The sequence below is a fragment of the uncultured Acidovorax sp. genome (assembly GCF_964021665.1).
Taxonomy (GTDB): Bacteria; Pseudomonadota; Gammaproteobacteria; order Burkholderiales; family Burkholderiaceae_C; genus Acidovorax; species Acidovorax temperans.
Window position 1 is genome coordinate 1 of the sequence record NZ_CAXIAK010000057.1, and the last position, 21,650, is coordinate 21,650.

Annotated in this window: 18 protein-coding genes and 1 pseudogene; 13 read left to right on the forward strand and 6 right to left on the reverse strand. The window is 64.2% G+C overall.

What is annotated here, in order from left to right:
- Positions 1–52 precede the first annotated feature (52 nt).
- From AADJ04_RS12330 to AADJ04_RS12340, 3 genes and pseudogenes are all read right to left on the reverse strand, one after another.
- Positions 53–604 (reverse strand): annotated as a pseudogene (locus AADJ04_RS12330) (phospholipase); the annotation flags it as partial.
- Positions 605–652: 48 nt separating this feature from the next.
- Positions 653–1,480 (reverse strand): HDOD domain-containing protein, encoded by an 828-nt coding sequence (locus AADJ04_RS12335; RefSeq protein ID WP_142080684.1) that lies wholly within the window; start codon positions 1,478–1,480, stop codon positions 653–655.
- Positions 1,481–1,563: 83 nt separating this feature from the next.
- Positions 1,564–3,927, reverse strand: a complete 2,364-nt coding sequence (locus AADJ04_RS12340) for a Tex family protein (protein ID WP_044394602.1) — start codon at positions 3,925–3,927, stop codon at positions 1,564–1,566.
- A 116-nt stretch (positions 3,928–4,043) separates the two neighbouring features.
- On the opposite strand from AADJ04_RS12340, the gene AADJ04_RS12345 reads away from it, so the two are divergent.
- The 3 genes from AADJ04_RS12345 (at position 4,044) to AADJ04_RS12355 (ending at position 7,818) form a co-directional block, all read left to right on the forward strand.
- Entirely contained in the window at positions 4,044–5,132 is a 1,089-nt protein-coding gene (locus tag AADJ04_RS12345; protein WP_341239804.1) for a DUF72 domain-containing protein, read from the forward strand.
- A gap of 222 nt (positions 5,133–5,354) precedes the next feature.
- Positions 5,355–6,263 carry a pseudouridine synthase gene (locus AADJ04_RS12350; protein WP_341239805.1) on the forward strand — a complete coding sequence of 303 codons (909 nt, stop codon included), beginning with the start codon at positions 5,355–5,357 and terminating at the stop codon, positions 6,261–6,263.
- 253 nt (positions 6,264–6,516) lie between these two features.
- Entirely contained in the window at positions 6,517–7,818 is a 1,302-nt protein-coding gene (locus AADJ04_RS12355; RefSeq protein ID WP_288486986.1) for a cytosine permease, read from the forward strand.
- Positions 7,819–7,876: 58 nt separating this feature from the next.
- Here the strand turns inward: AADJ04_RS12355 and thiD are convergent, their stop codons facing one another.
- Positions 7,877–8,779, reverse strand: a complete 903-nt coding sequence (gene thiD / locus AADJ04_RS12360) for a bifunctional hydroxymethylpyrimidine kinase/phosphomethylpyrimidine kinase (protein ID WP_341239798.1) — start codon at positions 8,777–8,779, stop codon at positions 7,877–7,879.
- 260 nt (positions 8,780–9,039) lie between these two features.
- On the opposite strand from thiD, the gene thiO reads away from it, so the two are divergent.
- From thiO to AADJ04_RS12380, 4 genes are read left to right on the forward strand one after another with little or no spacing between them, the layout of a single operon-like run.
- The gene (thiO, locus tag AADJ04_RS12365; protein WP_341239799.1) at positions 9,040–10,170 is read left to right on the forward strand and encodes a glycine oxidase ThiO; all 1,131 of its coding nucleotides are present in this window, start codon (positions 9,040–9,042) and stop codon (positions 10,168–10,170) included.
- Complete coding sequence (gene thiS / locus AADJ04_RS12370; protein WP_044394592.1) at positions 10,167–10,364, forward strand: sulfur carrier protein ThiS; 198 nt, start codon at positions 10,167–10,169, stop codon at positions 10,362–10,364. The genes thiO and thiS overlap by 4 nt, the downstream gene beginning before the upstream one ends.
- A 14-nt stretch (positions 10,365–10,378) precedes the next feature.
- A complete protein-coding gene (locus tag AADJ04_RS12375) occupies positions 10,379–11,191 on the forward strand; it encodes a thiazole synthase (RefSeq protein ID WP_341239800.1) in 813 nt (270 codons plus the stop codon).
- Positions 11,184–12,089 carry a thiamine phosphate synthase gene (locus AADJ04_RS12380; protein ID WP_341239801.1) on the forward strand — a complete coding sequence of 302 codons (906 nt, stop codon included), beginning with the start codon at positions 11,184–11,186 and terminating at the stop codon, positions 12,087–12,089. Before AADJ04_RS12375 ends, AADJ04_RS12380 begins: the two co-directional genes overlap by 8 nt.
- Positions 12,090–12,190: 101 nt before the next feature.
- Here AADJ04_RS12380 and AADJ04_RS12385 read toward each other — a convergent pair whose 3' ends face one another.
- Positions 12,191–14,287: a hypothetical protein gene (locus tag AADJ04_RS12385; RefSeq protein ID WP_341239802.1), complete on the reverse strand. Its 2,097-nt coding sequence runs from the start codon at positions 14,285–14,287 to the stop codon at positions 12,191–12,193.
- A gap of 163 nt (positions 14,288–14,450) precedes the next feature.
- Between AADJ04_RS12385 and AADJ04_RS12390 the strand changes: the two genes are divergently transcribed.
- The 6 genes from AADJ04_RS12390 to AADJ04_RS12415 all read left to right on the forward strand — a co-directional run bounded on the left by AADJ04_RS12390 (position 14,451) and on the right by AADJ04_RS12415 (position 20,602).
- Positions 14,451–15,974 (forward strand): 3-hydroxyacyl-CoA dehydrogenase, encoded by a 1,524-nt coding sequence (locus AADJ04_RS12390; protein WP_066693783.1) that lies wholly within the window; start codon positions 14,451–14,453, stop codon positions 15,972–15,974.
- 4 nt (positions 15,975–15,978) lie between these two features.
- Entirely contained in the window at positions 15,979–16,758 is a 780-nt protein-coding gene (locus AADJ04_RS12395) for an enoyl-CoA hydratase (protein ID WP_066693786.1), read from the forward strand.
- A 189-nt stretch (positions 16,759–16,947) separates the two neighbouring features.
- Positions 16,948–17,667, forward strand: a complete 720-nt coding sequence (locus AADJ04_RS12400; RefSeq protein WP_044394583.1) for a Crp/Fnr family transcriptional regulator — start codon at positions 16,948–16,950, stop codon at positions 17,665–17,667.
- A gap of 156 nt (positions 17,668–17,823) precedes the next feature.
- Positions 17,824–18,909 carry a phosphotransferase gene (locus AADJ04_RS12405; RefSeq protein WP_142080703.1) on the forward strand — a complete coding sequence of 362 codons (1,086 nt, stop codon included), beginning with the start codon at positions 17,824–17,826 and terminating at the stop codon, positions 18,907–18,909.
- Positions 18,910–18,954: 45 nt separating this feature from the next.
- Positions 18,955–20,229 carry an acyl-CoA dehydrogenase family protein gene (locus AADJ04_RS12410; RefSeq protein WP_142080705.1) on the forward strand — a complete coding sequence of 425 codons (1,275 nt, stop codon included), beginning with the start codon at positions 18,955–18,957 and terminating at the stop codon, positions 20,227–20,229.
- A 214-nt stretch (positions 20,230–20,443) separates the two neighbouring features.
- Positions 20,444–20,602 (forward strand): DUF3309 family protein, encoded by a 159-nt coding sequence (locus tag AADJ04_RS12415; RefSeq protein WP_015014216.1) that lies wholly within the window; start codon positions 20,444–20,446, stop codon positions 20,600–20,602.
- Between the two features lie 208 nt (positions 20,603–20,810).
- Here the strand turns inward: AADJ04_RS12415 and phbB are convergent, their stop codons facing one another.
- Complete coding sequence (gene phbB, locus AADJ04_RS12420) at positions 20,811–21,548, reverse strand: acetoacetyl-CoA reductase (RefSeq protein ID WP_341239803.1); 738 nt, start codon at positions 21,546–21,548, stop codon at positions 20,811–20,813.
- Between the last annotated feature and the right edge of the window lie 102 nt (positions 21,549–21,650).

Consider the following 21,650-nt stretch of genomic DNA (forward strand, 5'->3'; position numbering starts at 1 on the left):
CAGTGCTAGCTTTGCGTACCGTCACTTATTGCACTGAAAACGAGGAGACCCCGGAGAACACCACCCGCTCCAGCCAAGCGCCCAGTGCCTTGCGGTGCACGGTGTTGCTGAAGAATGCGCCCAGGTAGCCCAGTGGCGTAGCCACCGGGTGTTCCCGCCCCAGCACATGGCGGCCACGCGCTGCAATCACATGCAAGTGGTAGCGGGGGTGCTGCAGCACCTCGTCCACCCGTCCGGCATAAAAGCTTTGCAGGTTTTGCCCAAACTGCTCGCTCACCTGCGATGCGGGGGGGCGCTTCTTGCCCGGCGGCACCTCGTAGTGCTGGCGCACGTAGGCGTCTTCCAGGCGCTGCAGGGCTGCCACCGGGTCATTGAGACAAGCGGTGGCCATGCGCCACGCGCCAATCGACGCACCCACCAGGTGCACCGGCTGGGCAGATTGCGGCAACCACTGGCCAAACAAAAACCGGTCAAGCGGCCCCAGGATGAGCCCCTTGGGCCCACCGGCTGCGGCGGGCACCACCCCGACATCAGACGGCTGCAGGCCGCGCTGGGCCAGGTGTTGGTAGGCCAGTGGGCCAGCGTGGATTCGCAGTGCTTTCATCGCGCCGATTGTCGCAGCGCAGCAGCCCGCGCGCGGCGGGCGCGAGCGTCAGACCAGGTAGTCTGCGGCGTCGGGGCGCACCGTCCAGTCGATGGGGTCTTGCTGCAGCACCATGTCAATGTCCAGGCCCAGCATCAGGCCGATCTCGCCCGGAAAAGTCACCGCCAGTTCGCGCTCAGAGAGCCCTGCCTCGCGGCCGCGTACGCGCCACGCAGCCAGGTGGATCACTCCGGCCAGTGGCTCGTAGGCTGTGTTCTCAAAAGGCGCAGCCTGGTACTGCAAGGCATCCACCACCACCTGGGGCAGCAGCCAGCGCTGGGCCAGCGCCGCTGAAACATGGCTGTAGCTGTAGCCCAGGATGCGTTGCTCGATCTTGCCCCGGCGCATGTCCAGCGGTAGCACCAAGGTGTTCATCGACTGCGCCTTTTGCGGGTTGCCCAGGTGAATGAGCAATTCACCCAAACCATGCAGCAAGCCAGCGGTGTACGCGGCCGTGGGGTTCTGGAACACCACACCGGCCAGTGAACGGGCCAGCTTGGCAGTGTGGAGGCTGTAGCGCCAGAACTGCTGCAGGTTGATGCCCGGCACCGCACGGGCCGCCGTGCCCAGCGTGGCAGACGACACCAGCGTTTGCAGCGGGGCGCTGCCCAGCAGCACCAGGGCTTCAGAAATGCCCGCCACCTGGCGGGTCAGCTGGTGCGCGGGTGCGTTGGCCAGCTCCAGCAGGCGCGCGGCGAGCACCGGGTCTGAACCAAAAAGCAGGTTCAGCCGACGCAAACTGGGCTCGCGCTGCGCCAGCTCGTTCATCAGCAACGCCACCGTGCGCGGCAGGCTTGGCAGCGCCACGGGTTGGCCTAGCAGTGCGTTCAGCTCCATGGTTCAGGGGGCGCGTCGGTGGTGGTTGCGGCGATTATGGCCGCGCCACCCCGGCAGCGGTGAGCGAAACGCCCGCCGCGCCTTCAGCGCCCCTTGGCCTGTTGCAATTTGGCAAACGCCGAGGCCATGGCCGATTGCTGCGCGGGCTCTGGCGCCCGGCGCTGGGGCTGCTGGTAGCCGCGCCCTGCACCTTCAAAGCGGTTGTCGCGCGGGCCGCGGTCGCCCGACTGGCGGGGGGCGGCATCCAGCTTCATCGACAGGCCGATGCGCTTGCGCTCCACATCCACTTCCATGACCTTGACGCGAACAATGTCGCCGGTCTTGACCACTTCACGGGCGTCGTTCACAAACTTGTGCGCGAGCTGGCTCACGTGGACCAGGCCATCCTGGTGCACACCCAGGTCCACAAACGCGCCAAACTGGGCCACGTTGCTCACGGTACCTTCCAGAATCATCCCTTCCTTCAGGTCCTTGATGTCTTCCACGCCGTCGTTGAAGCGGGCCACCTTGAAGTCGGGACGCGGGTCGCGGCCGGGCTTTTCCAGCTCGCCCAGAATGTCCTTGACGGTGATGACGCCAAACTTCTCGTTGGCGAACAGCTCGGGCTTCAGGGTCTTGAGCATGTCAGCCCGGCCCATCAGCTCGGCCACGGGCTTGCCCGTCTTTTCCATGATCTGCTCGACCACGGGGTAGGTTTCGGGGTGCACCCCGGTCATGTCGAGCGGGTTGTCACCGCCACGAATGCGCAAAAAGCCCGCGCTCTGCTCAAAAGTTTTGGCGCCCAGGCCGGCCACGTCCATCAGCTGCTTGCGGTTTTTGAACGCACCATTGGCCTCGCGCCAGCGCACCACGGCCTTGGCCACGCTGGCCGACAGGCCCGACACGCGGGAGAGCAGCGGCACGCTGGCCGTGTTCAGGTCCACACCCACCGAGTTCACGCAGTCTTCCACCACCGTGCCCAGGGTGCGGGCCAGCTCGCTCTGGTTCACATCGTGCTGGTACTGGCCCACGCCAATGCTTTTGGGGTCAATCTTCACCAGCTCGGCCAGCGGGTCTTGCAGACGGCGGGCGATGGAGGCCGCGCCGCGCAGGCTCACGTCCACATCGGGCATTTCCTGGCTGGCGTATTCGCTGGCGGAATAAACCGAGGCACCCGCCTCGCTCACCACCACTTTCTCAATGGCGCGGTCGGCCTTGGCGGCCATCTTGATCAGGTCAGCGGCCAGCTTGTCGGTTTCGCGGCTGGCCGTGCCGTTGCCAATGGCAATCAGGTTCACGCCGTGCTTTTCGCACAGCTTGGCCAGCGTGAACAGCGAGCCATCCCAGTCGCGTTTGGGCTCGTGCGGGTACACCGTGGCGGTGTCCACCAGCTTGCCGGTGGCATCCACCACCGCCACTTTCACGCCGGTGCGAATGCCGGGGTCCAGGCCCATCACCACGCGCGGGCCGGCGGGTGCGGCCAGCAGCAGGTCACGCAGGTTGTCGGCAAACACCTTGATGGCGACTTTTTCGGCCTCGTCGCGCAGGCGGGTGAACAGATCGCGCTCGGTGGATAGGCTCAGCTTCACGCGCCAGGTCCAGGCCACGCACTTGCGGATCAGGTCATCGGCCTTGCGGCCCTGGTGGCTCCAGCCCAGGTGCAGTGCAATCTTGCCTTCGGCAAGGCTGGGCTTGCCGGGTTCTGGCTCCACCGGTTGCACCAGCTTGGCTTCCAGAATCTCCAGACCACGACCGCGGAACACGGCCAGCGCCCGGTGCGAAGGCACGCGGCCAATGGGCTCGTCGTATTCAAAATAGTCACGGAATTTGGAAACTTCGGGGTCGTTCTCGTTCTTGCCCTCCACCTTTTTGGAGCGCAGCAGGCCTTCGGCCCACAGCCACTCGCGCAGGTTTTGCACCAGGGCGGCGTCTTCAGCCCAGCGCTCGCTCAAGATGTCGCGCACGCCGTCCAGCACGGCAGGCACGGTCGAGAAATCGGCGCCGGTCTTGCCGTCGTCCAGCACCTCGGGTGGGCGGATGAAGGCTACTGCCTCTGCGGCGGGGTCGAGCGTGGGGTCGGCAAACAGCTTGTCGGCCAGCGGCTCGATGCCGAATTCGCGGGCCATCTGGCCTTTGGTGCGGCGCTTTTGCTTGAAGGGCAGGTAGATGTCTTCCAGCTCCTGCTTGGTGGGCGCGGCAGCAATGGCGGCGCGCAGGGCATCGGTCAGCTTGCCTTGCTCATCAATGCTCTTGAGCACCGCAGCGCGGCGCTCGTCCAGTTCGCGCAGGTACGACAGGCGGGCTTCCAGTTCGCGCAGCTGGATATCGTCCAGGCCGCCAGTCACTTCCTTGCGGTAGCGCGCGATGAAGGGCACCGTGGCACCACCGTCCAGCAACTCGACGGCAGCGCGGACCTGCTGCTCCCCTACTTTGATTTCTGCGGCCAGTTGCCGAATGATCTGCTGCATGTGTGGGCAAACTCTCTGATACTCAAACGAACAAAACGCGAAGCGCGGGAGTTTGCCACAGGCCTGAGCGGGGCTAACATCCCCACCCCTTCCCCCCGTTGTTGACTGCTTTGCCTTTGCAAGACGACCTGTTTGGCGCACCGCCCGCCCCACCTGCGCCGCCGCCTGCCTCTGGCCCCGCCGACGCCGCCCCCGCCAAGCGCGGCCAGGGGCTGAAGGTGCGCCCGGCACCTCAGGATGATGCGCTGCATGCCTTGGCCCAGGCGCTGCCGCCGCAGTTGCGCATGGGTACGTCGTCGTGGACTTACCCGGCCTGGAATGGTCTGGTGTGGGATGCCGTATACGAGGCACCGCAGTTGTCCAAGCAAGGTTTGGCGGCCTATGCAGCCCACCCTCTGCTGCGCACCGTGAGCCTGGACCGTAACTTTTACCGGCCGCTCACCGTCAGCCAATACCAGCGCTACGCCGAGCAGGTGCCCGAGGACTTCCGCTTTGTGGTCAAAGCCCCCAGCCTGGTGACAGACGCGCTGGTGCGCACCGAAGACGGCCGGGGCCGCGAGCCCAACCCCGCGTTTCTGAACCCCGAACTGGCGCTGCGCGAATTTGTAGAGCCTGCACTGGAAGGCCTGGGCAGCAAAGTCGGCGCACTGGTGTTCCAGATCAGCCCCTTGCCGATGGCGCTGCTGGACCGCATGCCGCAGGTGCTGGAGCAGCTGCGCACGCTGCTGCAGGCCCTGCCAGCCCTGGCCGGCCGGGCACCCGATGGGGTGATTGCCGTGGAGGTGCGTGACCCAGAGTGGCTCACGCCCGAATTTGCCGCCGTGCTGCGCAACGCTGGCGCCACCTACTGCCTGGGCCTGCACCCCAAGCTGCCACCACTGGCAGACCAATTGCCGCTGCTGCGGGCGCTGTGGCCCACGCCCCTGGTGTGCCGCTGGAACCTGAACGAAGTGCATGGCCCCTACGGCCACGAAGATGCGGAAAAGCGCTACGCCCCCTACGACCGGCTGCACGACCTGGACCCCGCCACGCACGAAGCCCTGGCCAAGGTGATCGTTGGCATCACCGGGAGAGGCCAGAACGCCTACGTCACCATCAGCAACCACGCCGAGGGCTGCGCCCCCTTGACCGTGCAGCGGCTGGCGGAGCATGTGCGTGCGCTGCTGAACCCGGGCATCCCCGATCAAGGCACCGCCCTTGAATGATGGATGTTTTGAGCCTCCAGCACTTTCTGTAAAAGCGCTGGAAGCTACTAATTTCATAGCAAAAATCATTCTCACAGATTGGACAGGTGAGGTCTCCGCGCACCACCACGGCCCACCAGAGGGCGGGTTGCAGTGCTATTCTTTTCAGGCTTCCCTGCTCGTCCCCATCCCTGTCGCCTCGATACTTTGAGCCCCCCTCGCCACACCGAAACTCCCCTGCCCATGCGCGATGGCGTGAGCCCCAGTTGCGTGGTGCTGCCCATGCACCATGCAGCCCCATTGCTCGACAGGCTTGCCGCCCACCTGCCTGTGGTGGGCCGCGATGAATGGCTGGCGCGCATGCTGGCGGGTGATGTGGTGGATGCGCAGGGCCAGCCTGCGCGCCCCGAGCAGGTGGTCAAAGGCAGCGTGCGCCTCTTCTATTACCGCCATCTGCCGGGCGAGCCTGAACTGCCCTTTGAACACGAGGTGCTGTACCAGGACGAGCACCTGCTGGTGGCCGACAAGCCGCATTTCATGCCCGTCACGCCCACGGGGCGCTACGTGCAGCAGTCGCTCTTGGTGCGGCTGAAGCGGCAATTGGGCCTGCCAGATCTATCGCCCCTGCACCGCATCGACCGCGACACGGCGGGGCTGGTGCTGTTCTCGGTGCAGCCGCGCACGCGGGGCGCGTACCAGGCCTTGTTCAGAGAGCGCAGCATGGCCAAGACCTACTACGCCGTGGCGCCCTGGAATGCTGACATCCCCTTTCCGCGTGAACACCGCAGCCGCATGGAGGAATCCCCCCAGTTCTTTCGCATGCAAGAGGTGCCCGGCGAGCCCAACAGTCACACGCACATGGCCGTGCAGGCCGTGCAAGGCCCCTGGGCGCTGTACCGGCTGGAGCCCATCAGCGGCAAACGCCACCAGCTGCGCGTGCACATGGCCGCGCTGGGCCTGCCACTGCGCAACGACCCGTTCTACCCCGAGGTGAACGACCCGCCCGAAGGCGACTACTCGCGCCCCTTGCAGCTGCTGGCCCGGTCGCTGCGCTTTACCGACCCGCTGACCGGGCAAGAGCACCACTTTGAAAGCCGACTGCGCCTGCAGTGGCCCGTGACTGAAGCCCTGCCTGAGTCCGCAGCGGCATAGACCTACAATCCAACCCGCCCGCGGTGCACCTTTGTCACCGTTGGAAGCTAGGGGTGTCTGCAGCGCAAGCCGCAGGCTGAGAGAGTCCCTTTGAACCTGATTGCGCCCCAGTCACCAAGACTGAGGCCCGAGATCATCCTCGCGCAGGGAAGCCGTTACGCCGCAGCCATGCCCGCACCGGGCAGCGCCAGGGCGGGCGTTACTCCCTTGCGCTGTTCTTATCTGATTGAACAGACCGCTGCGGAGCTTTTGCATGACGTCACCCCACCACCCTGCCCCATCGGCAGCCCAACCATCGGCAGTCAACGAGGCCCTGGTGCCCGTGTCTGCCGATCGCCGCGTCTTTCAGTGGCACGACCACGCCTCGCTCTGGTTCAGCCTGGGCGTGGGTCTGCTGGTCATGCAGGTCGGCGCCTATTTGATGCCCGCGCTGGGCACCCAGGAGGCCTTGTGGGCAATTGTGGCGGGCTCGCTGCTGGGCGCCGGGCTGCTGGGCTGGGTGGCCAAGCTGGGCTGCGACAGCGGCCTGGCCAGCGCGGGGCTGATGCATGCGGTGTATGGCCGGGGCTTTGCCAGCCTGCCCATCGTGCTGAACATCGTCCAACTGGTGGGCTGGGGCACGTTTGAGCTGGTGGTGATGCGCGATGCCACCGTGGCCATTGGGCAGCAGTCAGGCAGCCTGCAAGGGGCCCACTGGCCCGTGCTGGCCACGCTGCTGTGGGGCGGCGTGGTGATGCTGCTCATCAGCGGGTCGATGGTGCAACTGGTGCGCAAGCTGATCGCCCGCGTGGCTCTGCCCCTGGTGGTGCTGTCGCTGCTGTGGCTAAGCTGGCAGTTTGTATCTCTGGCGCAGGCCCAGGGCTTGAGCGCGCTGTGGAACCGCCAGGGCGCTGGCGGCATGGGCGTGCTGCCCGCGCTGGATTTGGTCATCGCCATGCCCATCTCGTGGCTGCCGCTGGTGGCCGACTACGCCCGCCACGGCAAGAGCGGCGGCGCTGCGCTGCGCGGTACCTGGCTGGGCTATGCGCTGGCCAATATGTGGTGCTACAGCCTGGGCGTGCTGGTGGCGTTGACGCTGCCTTCCACCGACCTGGTGCAGGCGCTGCTGCTGGCGCAGGGCGGGCTGATTGCGCTGTCGCTGATCCTGATCGACGAGGTGGACAACGCCTATGGCGATGCGTATTCGGGCGCAGTGTCGGCCCACAGCCTGCTGCCGCGCTGGAGCATTCGCCGCTGGGGGCTGGCAGTGGCCGCCCTGTGCACGGGCCTGGCCCTGGTGCTGCCCATGCACAGCCTGGAGCCCTTCCTGCTGCTGCTCAGCTCGGTGTTCGTGCCGCTCTTCGGCGTCATCCTGGGCCGCCTGGCCTTTGGCACCCATGCCCCCACGCTGCTGGCACAGGCCCGGGTGGTGAACGCCTTGCCCGTCGCCCTGTGGCTGGCGGGCATTGCGGTGTACCACCTGGCACCCAAGGTGTTGCCGGGCGCTGGATCGGCCTTGCCAGCACTGGCGTTCAGCTTTGCTGTGGCCTGGGCCACCCGGCCCAAGGCGCGCTGATTGCTATCAAAATATGAGCTGCCAGCGCTTTCTCCATAAGCGCTAGCGGCCGAAATGATTAAGAATTTTCAAACACCCGCTGCGCGATGGGTGCGTAGCCGTGGTTCAGCGGCCCATGGCCGCGCCCCGTGGTCACATCGGCTCCGGCGGCAATTGCGCCCAGGATGTAGCTGCGGGCTTGCTCCACCGCCTGCTGCAGCGGCAGCCCCAGCGCCAGGTGGGCAGCAATGGCGGACGACAGCGTGCACCCGGTGCCATGCCCGTTGTGCGTGGCAATGCGCGGCGACTGAAGCTTGTGCGCTTGCGGTGCACCGGGCATCGACAGCACATCCACCACCCAATCGCCGGGCAAGTGCCCGCCTTTGAGCAACACCGCCTGCGCGCCCAGCGCACGCAGGTCTTGCGCGGCGGCCTCCAGCGCATCGGCGTCTTGCAGGCTGCGGCCCAGCAGCCATCCCGCTTCGTCCAGGTTGGGCGTGATCACCTCGGCCAGCGGGAACAGCTCACTCACCAGCACGCCCACAGTCTCCTGCGCAATCAGTCGGTCGCCACTGGTGGCCACCATCACCGGGTCCAGCACCACATGGGGCAGCTGGTAGGCGCAAATGGCATCGGCCACCACGCGCACCACGTCGGGCGAATGCAGCATGCCAATCTTGACCGCATCCACGCCAATGTCTTGCACCACGGCATCGATCTGGGCCTTGAGCATGTCGGGCGGCACGCCGTGGATGCCCGTGACGCCGCAGGTGTTTTGCGCGGTGATGGCGGTGATGGCCGTCATGCCGTAGCAGCCCAGGGCGCTGAAGGTTTTGAGATCGGCCTGGATGCCTGCGCCGCCGCCGCTGTCTGAGCCGGCAATCGACAACACGCGTGCGTAACGGGATGACACGCGCGCGTCACTGGGCAACACGCGTGCGTGTGGACGGCCCGCGTGGAGCCCTGTAGAAGAGGAAGTCATGGCAAAAATTATGGCCTATGCGCCAGGTCAAGCCGCGCCAAAAGGGGATGTGCTGTAATTGTTTTTTCCGGACGAAACAGGGGTGTCCTGCCGCTTCAGCGGTGTGTGACTGAGAAATACCCTGGGGCCCGCAGCCACGCTGCACTGCGCCCCGCTACCCGATCCAGGTCATGCTGGCGTGGGGAGTTTCCACCAACGGCGCTGCGCCCTCCGTTTTGTCCACTGTTGCCTTTTTACAGACGGACGCCAGACGGACCCCTATGTCACTTTCCCCTTCATCCTTCGCAATTCTGGGCGCCGGCCTCATGGGCCGCCTGCTCGCCGTGGAGCTGGCACGCCAGGGCCACCGGGTTGAGATTTACGACGCAGGCAGCCCCCAGGCAGAACAATCGGCCGCCACGGTGGCCGCCGCCATGCTGGCGCCGCTGGCCGAATCCGCCATCACCGAGCCGGGCGTGGTGCGCATGGGCCACTACGCGCTGCCGCGCTGGCAGCAGTTGATTGCGTCGCTGACCGAGCCGGTGTTCTTTCAGCAGGCGGGCACCTTGATCGTCTGGCACCGCCAAGACGCTGCGGAGGCCCAACGCTTTACGCGCGTGCTGGAAGCCAACCAGCAAACCACCCCAGACCTGCCGCCACTGCAAAAGCTGGACAGCGCTGCTCTGGCGCAAGCAGAGCCTACACTGGCAGAGCGCTTCAACCACGGCCTGTATCTGCCCGGCGAAGGCCAGCTGGACAACCGCCAGTTGCTGACCAGCCTGCTCGCCGAAATGACACGGCTGGGTGTGCAGATGCACTGGAATGCACCCCGCACGCCCGAGGCCTTTGCACCGGGCACGCCAGGGCAACCCGACTGGGTGCTGGACTGCCGGGGCCTGGGCGCTCGCCAGGACTGGAAAGACCTGCGCGGTGTGCGAGGCGAGGTGGTGCGCCTGTACGCACCCGATGTCACCCTGCAGCGCCCCACCCGACTGGTGCACCCCCGCTACCCCATCTACCTGGCGCCCAAACAAGACCATGTGTTTGTGATTGGCGCCACCGAGATCGAGTCCGACGACCTGTCGCCCGCCAGCGTGCGATCGACGCTGGAGCTGCTGAGCGCAGCATATGCCGTGCACCCTGGCTTTGCCGAGGCGCGCATTCTCGAAATTCGCACCCAGTGCCGCCCCACCCTGCCCGACAACCTGCCCGCCATTCGCCAGCCCCAGCCGCGCGTGCTGGAGGTCAATGGCATGTACCGGCACGGCTTCATGATTTCTCCGGCAATGCTGGACGTCACCCTGGAAATTCTGAACACAGGACAATCGCAGCTTTCAAAACGATTTGATCTGCGGCTTGAACTGCTGGGGCAACCGGCCCCCGCCGTTCAGGCAGCCAGCGCATTGGCATGAAGATTTTCATCAACAACCATCCTTACGAACTGCCGGAAGGCGCCACCGTGACCGATGCCGTGGCCGCCATCCAGGCCCGGCCGCCCTTCGCTGTCGCTGTCAACACCAGCTTTGTGCCCAACACGCGCTACGCAGCACACGCTTTGCAGCCGGGCGACCGCGTAGAAATCATCTCCCCTGTGACGGGCGGCTGACGCCCCAACAACCCATGACCGCTCTTACCTCTCCAGATTCGCTGGTCCTTTACGGCCACACCTTCACCAGCCGCCTGCTGCTGGGGACCTCCCGGTACCCCTCGCCTGCTGTGCTTGAGGCCGCCGTCGAACGCGCCCAGCCCGCCATGGTCACCGCCTCGCTGCGCCGCCAGGGCAGCAACCCAGCCGAAAGTGGCGCCAGCTTCTGGGAGCTGCTGCGCAAGCTCAATGTGCCCGTGCTTCCCAATACCGCGGGCTGCCACAGCGCCCAGGAAGCCATCACCACCGCCCAGATGGCCCGCGAGGTGTTCAACACCCCGTGGATCAAGCTGGAACTGATCGGCGACGACTACACCCTGCAGCCCGACACGCTGAACCTGGTGAGCACGGCCGAGCACCTCATCAAAGAAGGCTTTCAGGTGCTGCCCTACTGCACCGAAGACCTGGTGCTGTGCCAACGCTTGGTCGATGTCGGCTGCCAGGCCGTCATGCCCTGGGCTGCGCCCATTGGCACCGGTCGCGGCCCTGTGAACCCCTACGCGCTGCAAACCTTGCGTGAGCGGCTGAGCGTGCCACTGCTGGTGGATGCAGGCCTGGGCCTGCCCTCCCACGCGTGCCAGGTCATGGAATGGGGCTATGACGGTGTGCTGCTGAACACGGCCGTGGCCCTGGCGCAAGACCCCGTGGCCATGGCCGGTGCTTTTGCCGATGCGGTGCAGGCTGGCCGGGCTGCCTACCGCGCAGGCGCCATGACCGCACAGGACTCCGCCCAGCCCAGCACCCCCGTGCTGGGCACGCCCTTCTGGCACCACGACCAACATGCTTGATGCCACCACGGCCGCCATGGCCCAATCCATCCAGAGCTTGCACGCAGCAACGTTTGCGGGGTTTGAACCGCTGCAGCCCCCAGAGCCCACAGGTAACGATCCTGTGTACCTGGCCGCTTTGCACGCCTGCAGCCAGCTAGGCTTCATCGCCCACGACGCAGAGTGCCTTGCCCGTGCCTGGCTTGCTCAATCCACGCGCACCGGTCAGTTCGACGCAGCACTCTGGCCCAGTGACCCACGCGACTATGGCTTGCAAACTACACCACGGACCAGTGCCTTTGTCACCTGCCCCCAGGCACTCGGCTTGTATGCCGTGTTGCCCAATGCCGACTGGGTGGGCCGCATGGCACATGCGGGCGTGCCCACGGTACAGCTGCGCTACAAGTCGGATGACGCTGTAGCGATTGCCCAGGAAGTGCGCAAAGCCGTGGCTGCAGTGGCGGGCACCCCCGCCCTGCTGTTCATCAACGACCACTGGCGGGAAGCCATTGCCGCCAGGGCCTACGGTGTGCACCTGGGGCAGGAAGACCTGGACGCACTCACTCCCGAAGAACTGCAGACCCTGCGCGATTCAGGCCTGCGGCTGGGCGTCAGCACCCATGGGTATGCCGAGATGGTGCGCGCCGATGCAGTGGGCCCCAGCTACATCGCCATGGGCGCTGTGTTCCCTACGACGCTGAAAAAAATGGCGACGGCACCGCAAGGGCTGGGGCGGCTGGCGGCTTATGCCAAGCTCATGAAGAGCTACCCCCAAGTTGCCATCGGCGGGATAGGGCAAGAACAATTTGCCGAGGTATTGGCCACCGGGGTCGGCTCCATCGCGGTAGTGCGCGCCTTGGTCAATGCCGACCAGCCTGAAGAAGCTGCAGCGAGCCTGATGGCAGCTATGCGAGGTTGAGTGACCTGCGGGCGGGGTTGTTGATATTTCCGCCCGCGTCAACGCAAGACTCCTGCTGCGGCATCGGAAAGCGGGGTTGCGCAACCCCTCCAACAACCCGCTCAGGGCTTCTTATCAGTGGGCTTGAGCGGCTCCAGCTCCAAGCTCAACTCCATCAGATCGTTGGAAGACCCGAACCCAATCGGTGTGCCAGGGGCTGGCGGCGGCGTTACCAGAACAGCTGGCAAATCACTGATGGTGATGGGAACGGGCTCAGACAAATCGATGTCCAGCGCGACGGACGATTGGTACTTTGCACCTCTCGAGCCGACAGCAGAAGCTGATGCAGGAGGCTGCTCTACCGGCTTGGGCTCCTGAGATGTCAGCTTGTTCTCGTCCACCGCAGCTTCCGCACGCGGTGCGGGCGGCTCAAAGCCAAACTCAAGAGCCGCTGCCAGCGAGTCCAGAGGGAAGTCTGGCGTGTGGTCCAGCGGTGTCAGCGAACTCAAGGCATGCGCGGCTGCGGCCTCAAAAGTCTGTGGATGCGGCGTGGTACGTTTGCGCGGAGGTGGTGCGCCCCGCGCACTCGATGGCGTCGTCTGCGCAATCGCCAACAGTAGCAGCAGGTCATCAAAGGCAGCCAGATCAAAGGGCGCCTTGCGCGTATCACCGGGCCGGTAGAACATATGCTTCTCCAGCACATGGAGCACGTTGGGAGAGCTCCACTCGGCCTCGATTTCAGCCAGGGCTTCCAGGTACTGGTCCAGCGGCTTGCCCAGGCGGTCAAACGCCGAGAACTCCGGCACATGCGCATTGAAATGGTGCATGAACTGCTGGCGCAGGGCGTTGAAATCTGCAGCACGGCTCAAGGTACGGTTCAGGCGCAACAAATCCAGGTACGCCACCGGCGAGGTTTCCTCATGCTGGGCAATGTGCTGGCGCAACACCTCCACGGCCTGGTCGTGTTCGCCCACGGACACGAAAAACTCTGCCTGCTGCTGAATATCGAACAGCTCCTCTGGATTAATGATGTGGTGCAGTGGTGCCTGCGCTGCTGGTGCAGCCGTGGGGGCCGGTTCAAAACCAGCGTCCTCCAGCGAGACTTCACCGGGCTCGGCCGCATTTTCTGACGCTACCGCCTGCACTACAGGCATGGGCGCAGCCACGGGCGGGGTCGCAGCAGGGGTCAGAGGACGACCCCAGCGGTCTGTAGGCGGTGCAACCACCTCTTCCACAGTTTCCAGATCGACCACACTTGGCTCGTCAGCCCTTCGGCTGCTGACCGCCACGGCTTCACGCCATGAACGTTCGGACTTGGATGCCGCCCGGTCAGAGCGGCGCCACAACCATCCGCACAAGCCCAGGGCCACGGCCAGCGCGCCACCCAAGCCGTAGACCATCCACGAGGGAAGGCGATCAGCCTCCATCTCATGCACCTGCCTTTGCAACTCAGCGGTCGCGGCCTGGTTACGGCTCGCGCTGGCGCGAAACTGGGTTAATTCGGTTTCCAGCTTACGCAGGGCTGCTTCCTGCTGCGCCAATGTCTGGGGATCCTGATTCAAGGCACGCCACAACGCAGCCGCTTGCTCCCGCTGGGGTGAAGTTTCTGATGCGGGGGCTTGTGGCAGTTCCGGCGTGGTACGCAGGGCCAGCGGCATTTCAAGCCAGGCATCCAAAGGCTCCATCACCAGCCGAGAGCGCGCAGGCTCCCGGGGCGCAGCCTGCTTGACTACCGATGGACGCGGGGAAACACGCGCTTCTTTGCGCGCCACAGCGGGCGCAGATGCCGCCTTGGGGGGCGCAGGGCGCGGAACGGTGGCGCTGCTACCCTGTGGGGCGGAATTTGAGACGGGCACATCCACCGCTGTCGGTGCTGCGATGCGCGATGGAGTGGTCACCGTCGCTTGCGGCCCAGGAACTGCAACGCTGCGCGGTGCCGTCTGCGGAGGGTCTGCAAAGAAAATGTAGGTGCGCGTCACCCGGCCCGCGCAGCCCGCTGTCAGGGTGACCTGGACAATGGGCTCGTCGATAGCGACAGAGGCTTGCACACGAACGCCGGTACGTCCGCTGGTTTCTGGCAAGGGCGTGACAAAGACCTTCGATTCGCTCAATTGCGCATCGCCCGACTTCACCGTAGCAGCAACACAAGAAGAAGCCACGTCCGAGCCAGTATCTGGCTGCACATCAAAAGTGAGGTCGAGCGAACTACCCAGGACCACAGCTCCCCTGCTTGCCCCAAGGGAAAGCGCTGAAGCACCGGCTGCGATAGCCCACAGACCGGCTCCAAGGATGTTGTTACGGAGTTTCACAATTAATTTTGTTCTTGGTTCGTTGGATTCTTGCACATAAGTGGCAACGCAGGGCCGCAGCCATAATCGCGCTATGAAAATTCATTTTTCCAGCATCGCCGTGGTGGGCGCGGGGGCCATGGGCCAAGGCATAGCGCAGATTGCGGCACAAGCGGGCAGTCACGTCTGGCTGCTTGATTCCAAGCCCGGCGCAGCAGACAAAGCCAGGCAAGCCATCCAGCAGCAATGGGCCAAACTCGCCGCCAAAGGCCGCGTGACAGAGGAGCAAGTCCAGGCCTGGAATCAACAGTTGCAAATTGCCAACACTTTGGCTGATCTCGGGTCTTGCCAACTGGTGATTGAGGCGGTGGTGGAGCGTCTTGAGGTCAAGCAAGCACTCTTCGCAGAGTTGGAGCGCACCCTGCCAGCCAACGTGGTGTGGGCAACCAACACTTCTTCCCTGTCTGTGACGGCCATTGCAGCCGCGCTGCAGCAACCCGAACGACTGGCCGGTTTCCATTTCTTCAACCCCGTGCCGCTGATGAAGGTGGTAGAGGTGGTGGCAGGCCTCAAGACCGATCCAGCCCTGTGCCAGGCCCTCACAGCCTACGCCCGCGAAATGGGGCACACCCCGGTGCAAGCGCAAGACACACCGGGCTTCATCGTCAACCACGCCGGGCGTGGTTTTGGCACCGAGGCACTGCGCATCGTCAGCGAGGGCGTGGCCGACTTCGCCACCATTGACCGCATCCTGCGCGACCAAGTGGGTTTCAAGCTCGGGCCCTTCGAGTTGATGGACCTGACGGCACTGGACGTGTCGCACCCCGTGATGGAATCCATTTACCACCAGTATTACGAAGAGCCGCGCTTTCGCCCCAGCGTCATCACGGCACAACGGCTGGCAGGCGGGGTGCTGGGCAAGAAAGTGGGAGATGGCTTCTATCGCTACGAAAACGGTGTGGCCCAGGTGCCCGCAGAGCCGCCTGTCCCGGTGGTGCAAGACATACCGCCCGTGTGGGTCTCGCCCCGAGCGTCGCGACGCATGGAGCTGTACCAGTTGCTCAAGGACCTGGGCGCCACCATCGAGACGGGTGCATCGCCCTCACCCACTGCCATCACCTTGGTAGCCCCCCTGGGGTTTGATGTGACCACCGTGGCGGTGGTCGAACGGCTGGACCCGGCCCGCACCATTGGCATCGACATGCTGGTGGAAGAAGCCGCCACCAAGCGGCGCGTGCTGGCCACCAACCCGGCCACGCGCGTGGACATTCGCAACGCCGCGCACGCCCTGTTTGCCCGCGATGGCAAGCCGGTGAGCGTGATCCGTGACAGCGGTGGTTTTGTCACCCAGCGCGTGGTGGCCACCATCGTCAACATCGCGGCAGATATCTGCCAGCAAGGCATTTGCTCACCCAAGGATCTGGAAACCGCCGTCACCCTGGGCCTGGGCTACCCGCTGGGGCCTTTGGCCATGGGCGACCGCTGGGGTCCCACCAATATCCTGGAAGTGCTGTTCAACATGCAGACCGTGTACGGCGACACCCGTTACCGCCCCAGCCCCTGGCTGCGCCGGCGGGGCGCCATCGGCCTGAGCCTGACCCACGTCGAAGAAAGCTGAATCCATGCCCGCCCAACTGCTGAGCACCAGTGAAGGCCAGACGCTGGTACTGACCCTGAGCAACCCCGGTCTGCGCAATGCGATGGAGCCCTCCATGGGCGCGGCGTGCATCGAAGCGCTCAATGTGGCCGAGCGCAGCCCCGATGTGCGCAGCGTGGTCATCACCGGCGCGGGCGGCATGTTCTGCTCGGGTGGCAACCTGCAGCGCCTGCAGTCCAACCGCCAGCAGCCCCCCGAAGTGCAAGCCCAGAGCATTGAAGGCCTGCACCAATGGATTGAGACCATCCGCACCTACCCCAAGCCCATCATCGCGGCGGTGGAAGGCGCTGCGGCTGGCGCAGGCTTTTCGCTGGCACTGTCCTGCGACATGGTGGTGGCGGCGCGCGATGCAGTATTTTTGATGGCCTACAGCAACGTGGCCCTGTCGCCCGACGGAGGCGCCAGTTGGAGCCTGGCACACACCCTTCCACGCCCTCTGGCCACCGAGTTGTTGATGTGTGGCGACAAGATCACCGCCGAGCGGCTGCATGCACTGGGCCTGGTCAACCGCCTGAGCAATCCGGGCGATGCTCTGGGCACAGCGCTGCAACTGGCAGATCGCCTGAACCACCGTGCTCCCAACGCTTTGGCCAGCATCAAGGAACTGCTGAGCGATGCCGCCCACCAAACGCTGAGCCAGCACCTCAACAGTGAACGCGATCACTTCGTCAAAAACCTGCACCACCCGAACGCGGGGGAAGGCATTGCAGCGTTTCTGGAAAAGCGCGCGCCGCGCTACGAGTGAACGCCTTTACCAGTCCGCCAAGGCTGGTAAAGGCCTGTGCCCTGCGCCCTCTCGGCCCAGGGCATTTTTTTCGCCTGTACGTCGCAGGCTGAGCACCCAAGGCACAGACACACAGGTGACAACACTGAGCGAATAGCCCGGTCCCTCACGCGACAATGAAGCTGTTTCCAGTCACCCAAAAGACAGACCATGGACGACCCGATTCTTACCATCGAAGAACGTGAAGCGATCAATTCCGGTCGCTGGTTCTCATCCCTTTCTCCGTCATTGCGACACGACATCCTCCGATGTGCATACGTCAAACGCTTCAAGGACGGCGGCCTCATAGCCGCCCGGGGCGATCCGCCCGAGGAGTGGATTGCCTGCGCGCGCGGCGCGGTGCGGGTCAGCTCCACCTCCATCTCGGGCAAGCAGATCACGCTGACCTATGTGGAGCCGGGCATCTGGTTTGGGGACGTAGCCATCTTCGACGGGGATCGGCGCACGCACGATGCCTACGCGCACGGCGACACCACCATTCTTTGCGTGGCCAAGGCAGACTTCAAGAAAATTCTGGCCGCGCACACCGAGTTCTACGAAGCCATGCTGCGCCTGCATGCACGCCGCATTCGGCAGCTTTATGGGCTGGTGGAAGACCTCAACACCCTGCCCCTGCGGGCGCGCTTGGCCAAGCAGCTCGTGCACTTGGTGCGCAGCTATGGCATTCCCAGTTTGTCGGACGGCAGCGAGATGCGCATTGGCCTGCAACTGGCCCAGGAAGAGCTAGCGCAATTGCTGGGGGCATCGCGCCAGCGGGTGAACCAGGAACTCAAAGCCATGGAACGCGAGGATGCGATTCGCATCGAGCCGGGTGGCCTGGTGGTGCGCAACCGCGAAGCTCTGATGCGCATTGCCGAAGCAGACATCTGAAGGTTCACTTCCGGTCACCGCCGTGTTCTCCGTGCGCAAACCCTGCGCACCCCACACCTGCCGCACCTGCAGCGGCAGGCTCGCCCCTCTCATATCACCGCATGCGGCGCGCTGCACGTCCGCAAAGCCTTGCCGCGTCTACACACCCAACCTCACATGAGCAACTTTGACCACTTCGTGGGCACACGCCCTGTGTCCGAACAACACGCCTTCGATGTTGCCGCGCTCACCAGCTGGCTCGGTCGCCACATGCCAGGCTTTGAAGGGCCCCTGACCGTCGAGATGTTCAAAGGCGGACAGTCCAACCCCACCTACAAGCTCATCACGCCCAGCGCCAGCTACGTGATGCGTGCCAAGCCCGGCCCAGTGGCCAAGCTGCTGCCTTCGGCCCATGCCATCGAGCGCGAATTCGCCGTGATGAGCGGCCTGCAAGGCACCGATGTACCCGTGCCACGCATGCATGTGCTGTGCGAAGACGAATCGGTGATTGGCCGCGCCTTCTACGTGATGGAGTGCATGCAAGGCCGCGTGCTGTGGGACCAATCCCTGCCCGGGATGACGCCGACCGAACGCGGTGCCATCTACGACGAAATGAACCGCGTGATTGCCGCGCTGCACACCGTGAAGTTTGCTGACCGGGGCCTGGCCAACTACGGCAAGCCGGGCAACTATTTCGACCGCCAAATTGGACGCTGGAGCAAGCAGTACGTCGCCTCCATCACCCAGCCCATTGAAGAGATGGACCGGCTGATGGAATGGCTGCCCGCGCACATGCCTGCGAGCGCCAGGGATGAGAGCCAGGTCTCCATCGTGCATGGCGACTTCCGGCTGGACAACCTCATGTTCCACCCCACCGAGCCCCGCGTGATTGCCGTGCTGGACTGGGAGCTGTCCACCCTGGGCCACCCCCTGGCTGACTTCAGCTACCACTGCATGAGCTGGCACATCCCGGCGGCACTGGGGCGCGGCATTGCAGGGCAAGACCTGGCCGCACTGGGCATTCCGGACGAAGACAGCTACATCCGCAGCTACTGCGAGCGCACTGGCATTGCCACGCCCGAAGCACTGCGGGCCGACTGGAACTTCTACATGGCCTACAACATGTTCCGCATCGCGGCCATCTTGCAGGGCATTGCCAAGCGGGTGGAGGCAGGCACCGCCTCCAGCGCGCAGGCCAAGGCCTCGGGCGAAACGGCCCGCCCCATGGCGCAACTGGCCTGGTCTTTTGCCCAGCGCGGCTAACCCTGCCCCACAGAACCACACGACCGATTTTTCACGGAGAACCCCATGGACTTTGACTACTCCCCCAAAACCAAAGAACTGCAGGCCAAACTGCTCCAGTTCATGGACGAGCACATCTACCCAGCCGAAGCCGACTACACGGCCGAGCTGCAGGCCAACACGGCTGCAGGAAAACGCTGGAGTGCACTGAACACCATCGAAAACCTCAAGCCCAAGGCCCAAGCCGCAGGCCTGTGGAATTTGTTTTTGCCGGTGGACAGCGCCGCCGCCTCAGGCTACGCAGGCGCAGGCCTCACCAACCAGGAATATGCGCCCCTGGCAGAAATCATGGGCCGCGTGCCATGGGCCAGCGAAGTATTCAACTGCTCAGCACCAGACACTGGCAACATGGAAACCATTGCTCGCTACGGCAGTGAAGAGAACAAGGCACGCTGGCTCAAGCCATTGCTAGAAGGCAAGATCCGCTCCGCCTTTGCCATGACCGAACCGGCCGTAGCATCCAGCGACGCCACCAACATCGAAACCCGCATCGAGCGCCAGGGCGACGAATACGTCATCAACGGCCGCAAGTGGTGGATCTCGGGTGCGGCCGACCCGCGCTGCGCCGTCTTCATCACCATGGGCAAGAGCGACCCCGATGCGCCCAAGCACTCGCAGCAAAGCATGGTGCTGGTGCCCGCTGACACCCCCGGCATCAAGATCATTCGCCCGCTCAACGTGTTTGGCTACGACGACGCACCCCACGGCCACGTGGAGATGACGTTTGAAAACGTGCGTGTGCCCGTCTCCAACATCCTGCTGGGCGAAGGCCGTGGCTTCGAGATCGCTCAAGGGCGCTTGGGCCCCGGGCGCATCCACCACTGCATGCGCCTCATTGGCCTGGCCGAGCGCGCGCTGGAGCTGATGTGCAAGCGCGCCAGCAGCCGCGTAGCCTTTGGCAAGACGGTGGCCCAGCAAACCGTGACGCAAGAGCGCATTGCCGAAGCCCGCTGCAAGATCGACATGGCCCGCCTGCTGACCCTGAAGGCCGCCTGGCTGATGGACGTGGCAGGCAACAAGGTGGCCAAGACCGAGATCGCCATGATCAAGGTGGTAGCCCCCAGCATGGCCTGCCAGGTGATCGACTGGGCCATGCAGGCCCACGGCGGCGGCGGCATGTGCGACGACTTCCCCCTGGCCTACGCCTACGCCGGTGCGCGCACCCTGCGCTTTGCAGACGGCCCGGACGAAGTGCACCGCAACGCCATTGCCAAGTGGGAGCTGGGCAAGTACGGCAGCTACGGCCGCGACGCGGGCGTGCCCATCACACGCGGCGCCTAAGGCATAGGCTGCCCACGAGCGATACGCAGGGAAGTGCATGATTTGCACTTCCCTGGGGTCTCCAAATTTGGTTGGCAGGCACAGGGGCTAGGGGCGGATAGTCGCTCGGTATCTGTGGGAAATCCCTGACCCCGCAGCAGGTTCGCTACCTGCACGGGGCATTGACTGGCCCCCCCCCACAATGCACTTCATCTCAACACACCGAGGAAGTGCCATGTCCCTTTCCCTGATTCTCCTAATCGTCCTGATCTTGATCCTGATTGGCGCTCTGCCCACATGGGGTCACAGCCGCTCTTGGGGGTACGGCCCCAGCGGGGGGATCGGTCTGGTGGTGCTGATACTGGTCATCTTGCTGCTCATGGGCAGGATATGACGGTCTATTGAAGTTGCGCAAACTGCTACAAGCCACCAGGTTCTTGTTCACTCAAGCCACAACCCAGACTGAAACAAAAAAGGGAGCCTGCCAAGCACGCTCCCTTTTTGCTTTGAGGAGTTGCTCGGAAAAGAATTTCCGCGCAATCCGCACATTGGCGATGAAGGCTCACACCTGGACAGGCAGGTCTCCAGCGCCAGTACGGCGGTCAACCCATGTGCAAGCCACCGTTCACAGAGAAGTCTGCGCCAGTAGCGTAGCCACCTTCGTCCGACGCCAGCCACGCAATGATGGAAGCGATCTCTCTGGGCTCGCCCAGGCGTTTGACGGGAACGGTGGCCACGATCTTTTCCAGCACGTCAGGGCGGATGGCCTTGACCATGTCGGTGCCGATGTAGCCGGGGCTCACGGTGTTGACGGTCACGCCTTTGGTGGCCAGCTCTTGCGCCAAAGCCATGGAGAAACCGTGCATGCCAGCCTTGGCAGCAGAGTAGTTGGTCTGGCCCGCCTGGCCCTTTTCGCCGTTCACGCTGCTGATGTTGATGATGCGGCCCCAGCCCTTTTCCACCATGTCGGCAACCACTTGCTTGGTCACATTGAACATGCTGTTCAGATTGGTTTCGATCACAGCGTCCCAGTCTTCGCGGGACATCTTCAGGAACATGCGGTCGCGGGTGATACCGGCGTTGTTCACCAGCACATCAATGGTGCCATGCTCAGCCTTGGCCTGGGTGAATGCCGTGACCGTGGAATCCCAGTCGCCCACGTTGCCCACCGATGCGTAGAAGGTGAAGCCCAGGGCTTTTTGTTCTGCCAGCCACTTGGCGTGGTCGCGCGTGGGGCCACAGCCGACGATGACCTTGAAACCATCCTTGTGCAAACGCTGGCAGATAGCGGTACCAATGCCACCCATGCCACCGGTTACATACGCTACTTTTTGGCTCATGCTATTTCTCCTTGTGTAAGTGATCTGCCTCTTACCACTCTACCGAAGATTTGTGAGCTGGCTGTGCAGGCCAACACTGGCGCGTCCGGTCTTTTCCACAAA

Excerpts from the sequence above, each read along its gene's own strand:
- AADJ04_RS12335 (WP_142080684.1), bottom strand. The coding sequence starts at position 1,480 with ATGGAGCTGAACGCACTGCTAGGCCAACCCGTGGCGCTGCCAAGCCTG.
- AADJ04_RS12340 (WP_044394602.1), bottom strand. The coding sequence starts at position 3,927 with ATGCAGCAGATCATTCGGCAACTGGCCGCAGAAATCAAAGTAGGGGAG.
- AADJ04_RS12350 (WP_341239805.1), top strand. The coding sequence starts at position 5,355 with ATGCGCGATGGCGTGAGCCCCAGTTGCGTGGTGCTGCCCATGCACCAT.
- AADJ04_RS12355 (WP_288486986.1), top strand. The coding sequence starts at position 6,517 with ATGACGTCACCCCACCACCCTGCCCCATCGGCAGCCCAACCATCGGCA.
- thiD (WP_341239798.1), bottom strand. The coding sequence starts at position 8,779 with ATGACTTCCTCTTCTACAGGGCTCCACGCGGGCCGTCCACACGCACGC.
- thiO (WP_341239799.1), top strand. The coding sequence starts at position 9,040 with ATGTCACTTTCCCCTTCATCCTTCGCAATTCTGGGCGCCGGCCTCATG.
- thiS (WP_044394592.1), top strand. The coding sequence starts at position 10,167 with ATGAAGATTTTCATCAACAACCATCCTTACGAACTGCCGGAAGGCGCC.
- AADJ04_RS12375 (WP_341239800.1), top strand. The coding sequence starts at position 10,379 with ATGACCGCTCTTACCTCTCCAGATTCGCTGGTCCTTTACGGCCACACC.
- AADJ04_RS12380 (WP_341239801.1), top strand. The coding sequence starts at position 11,184 with ATGCTTGATGCCACCACGGCCGCCATGGCCCAATCCATCCAGAGCTTG.
- AADJ04_RS12390 (WP_066693783.1), top strand. The coding sequence starts at position 14,451 with ATGAAAATTCATTTTTCCAGCATCGCCGTGGTGGGCGCGGGGGCCATG.
- AADJ04_RS12395 (WP_066693786.1), top strand. The coding sequence starts at position 15,979 with ATGCCCGCCCAACTGCTGAGCACCAGTGAAGGCCAGACGCTGGTACTG.
- AADJ04_RS12400 (WP_044394583.1), top strand. The coding sequence starts at position 16,948 with ATGGACGACCCGATTCTTACCATCGAAGAACGTGAAGCGATCAATTCC.
- AADJ04_RS12405 (WP_142080703.1), top strand. The coding sequence starts at position 17,824 with ATGAGCAACTTTGACCACTTCGTGGGCACACGCCCTGTGTCCGAACAA.
- AADJ04_RS12410 (WP_142080705.1), top strand. The coding sequence starts at position 18,955 with ATGGACTTTGACTACTCCCCCAAAACCAAAGAACTGCAGGCCAAACTG.
- AADJ04_RS12415 (WP_015014216.1), top strand. The coding sequence starts at position 20,444 with ATGTCCCTTTCCCTGATTCTCCTAATCGTCCTGATCTTGATCCTGATT.
- phbB (WP_341239803.1), bottom strand. The coding sequence starts at position 21,548 with ATGAGCCAAAAAGTAGCGTATGTAACCGGTGGCATGGGTGGCATTGGT.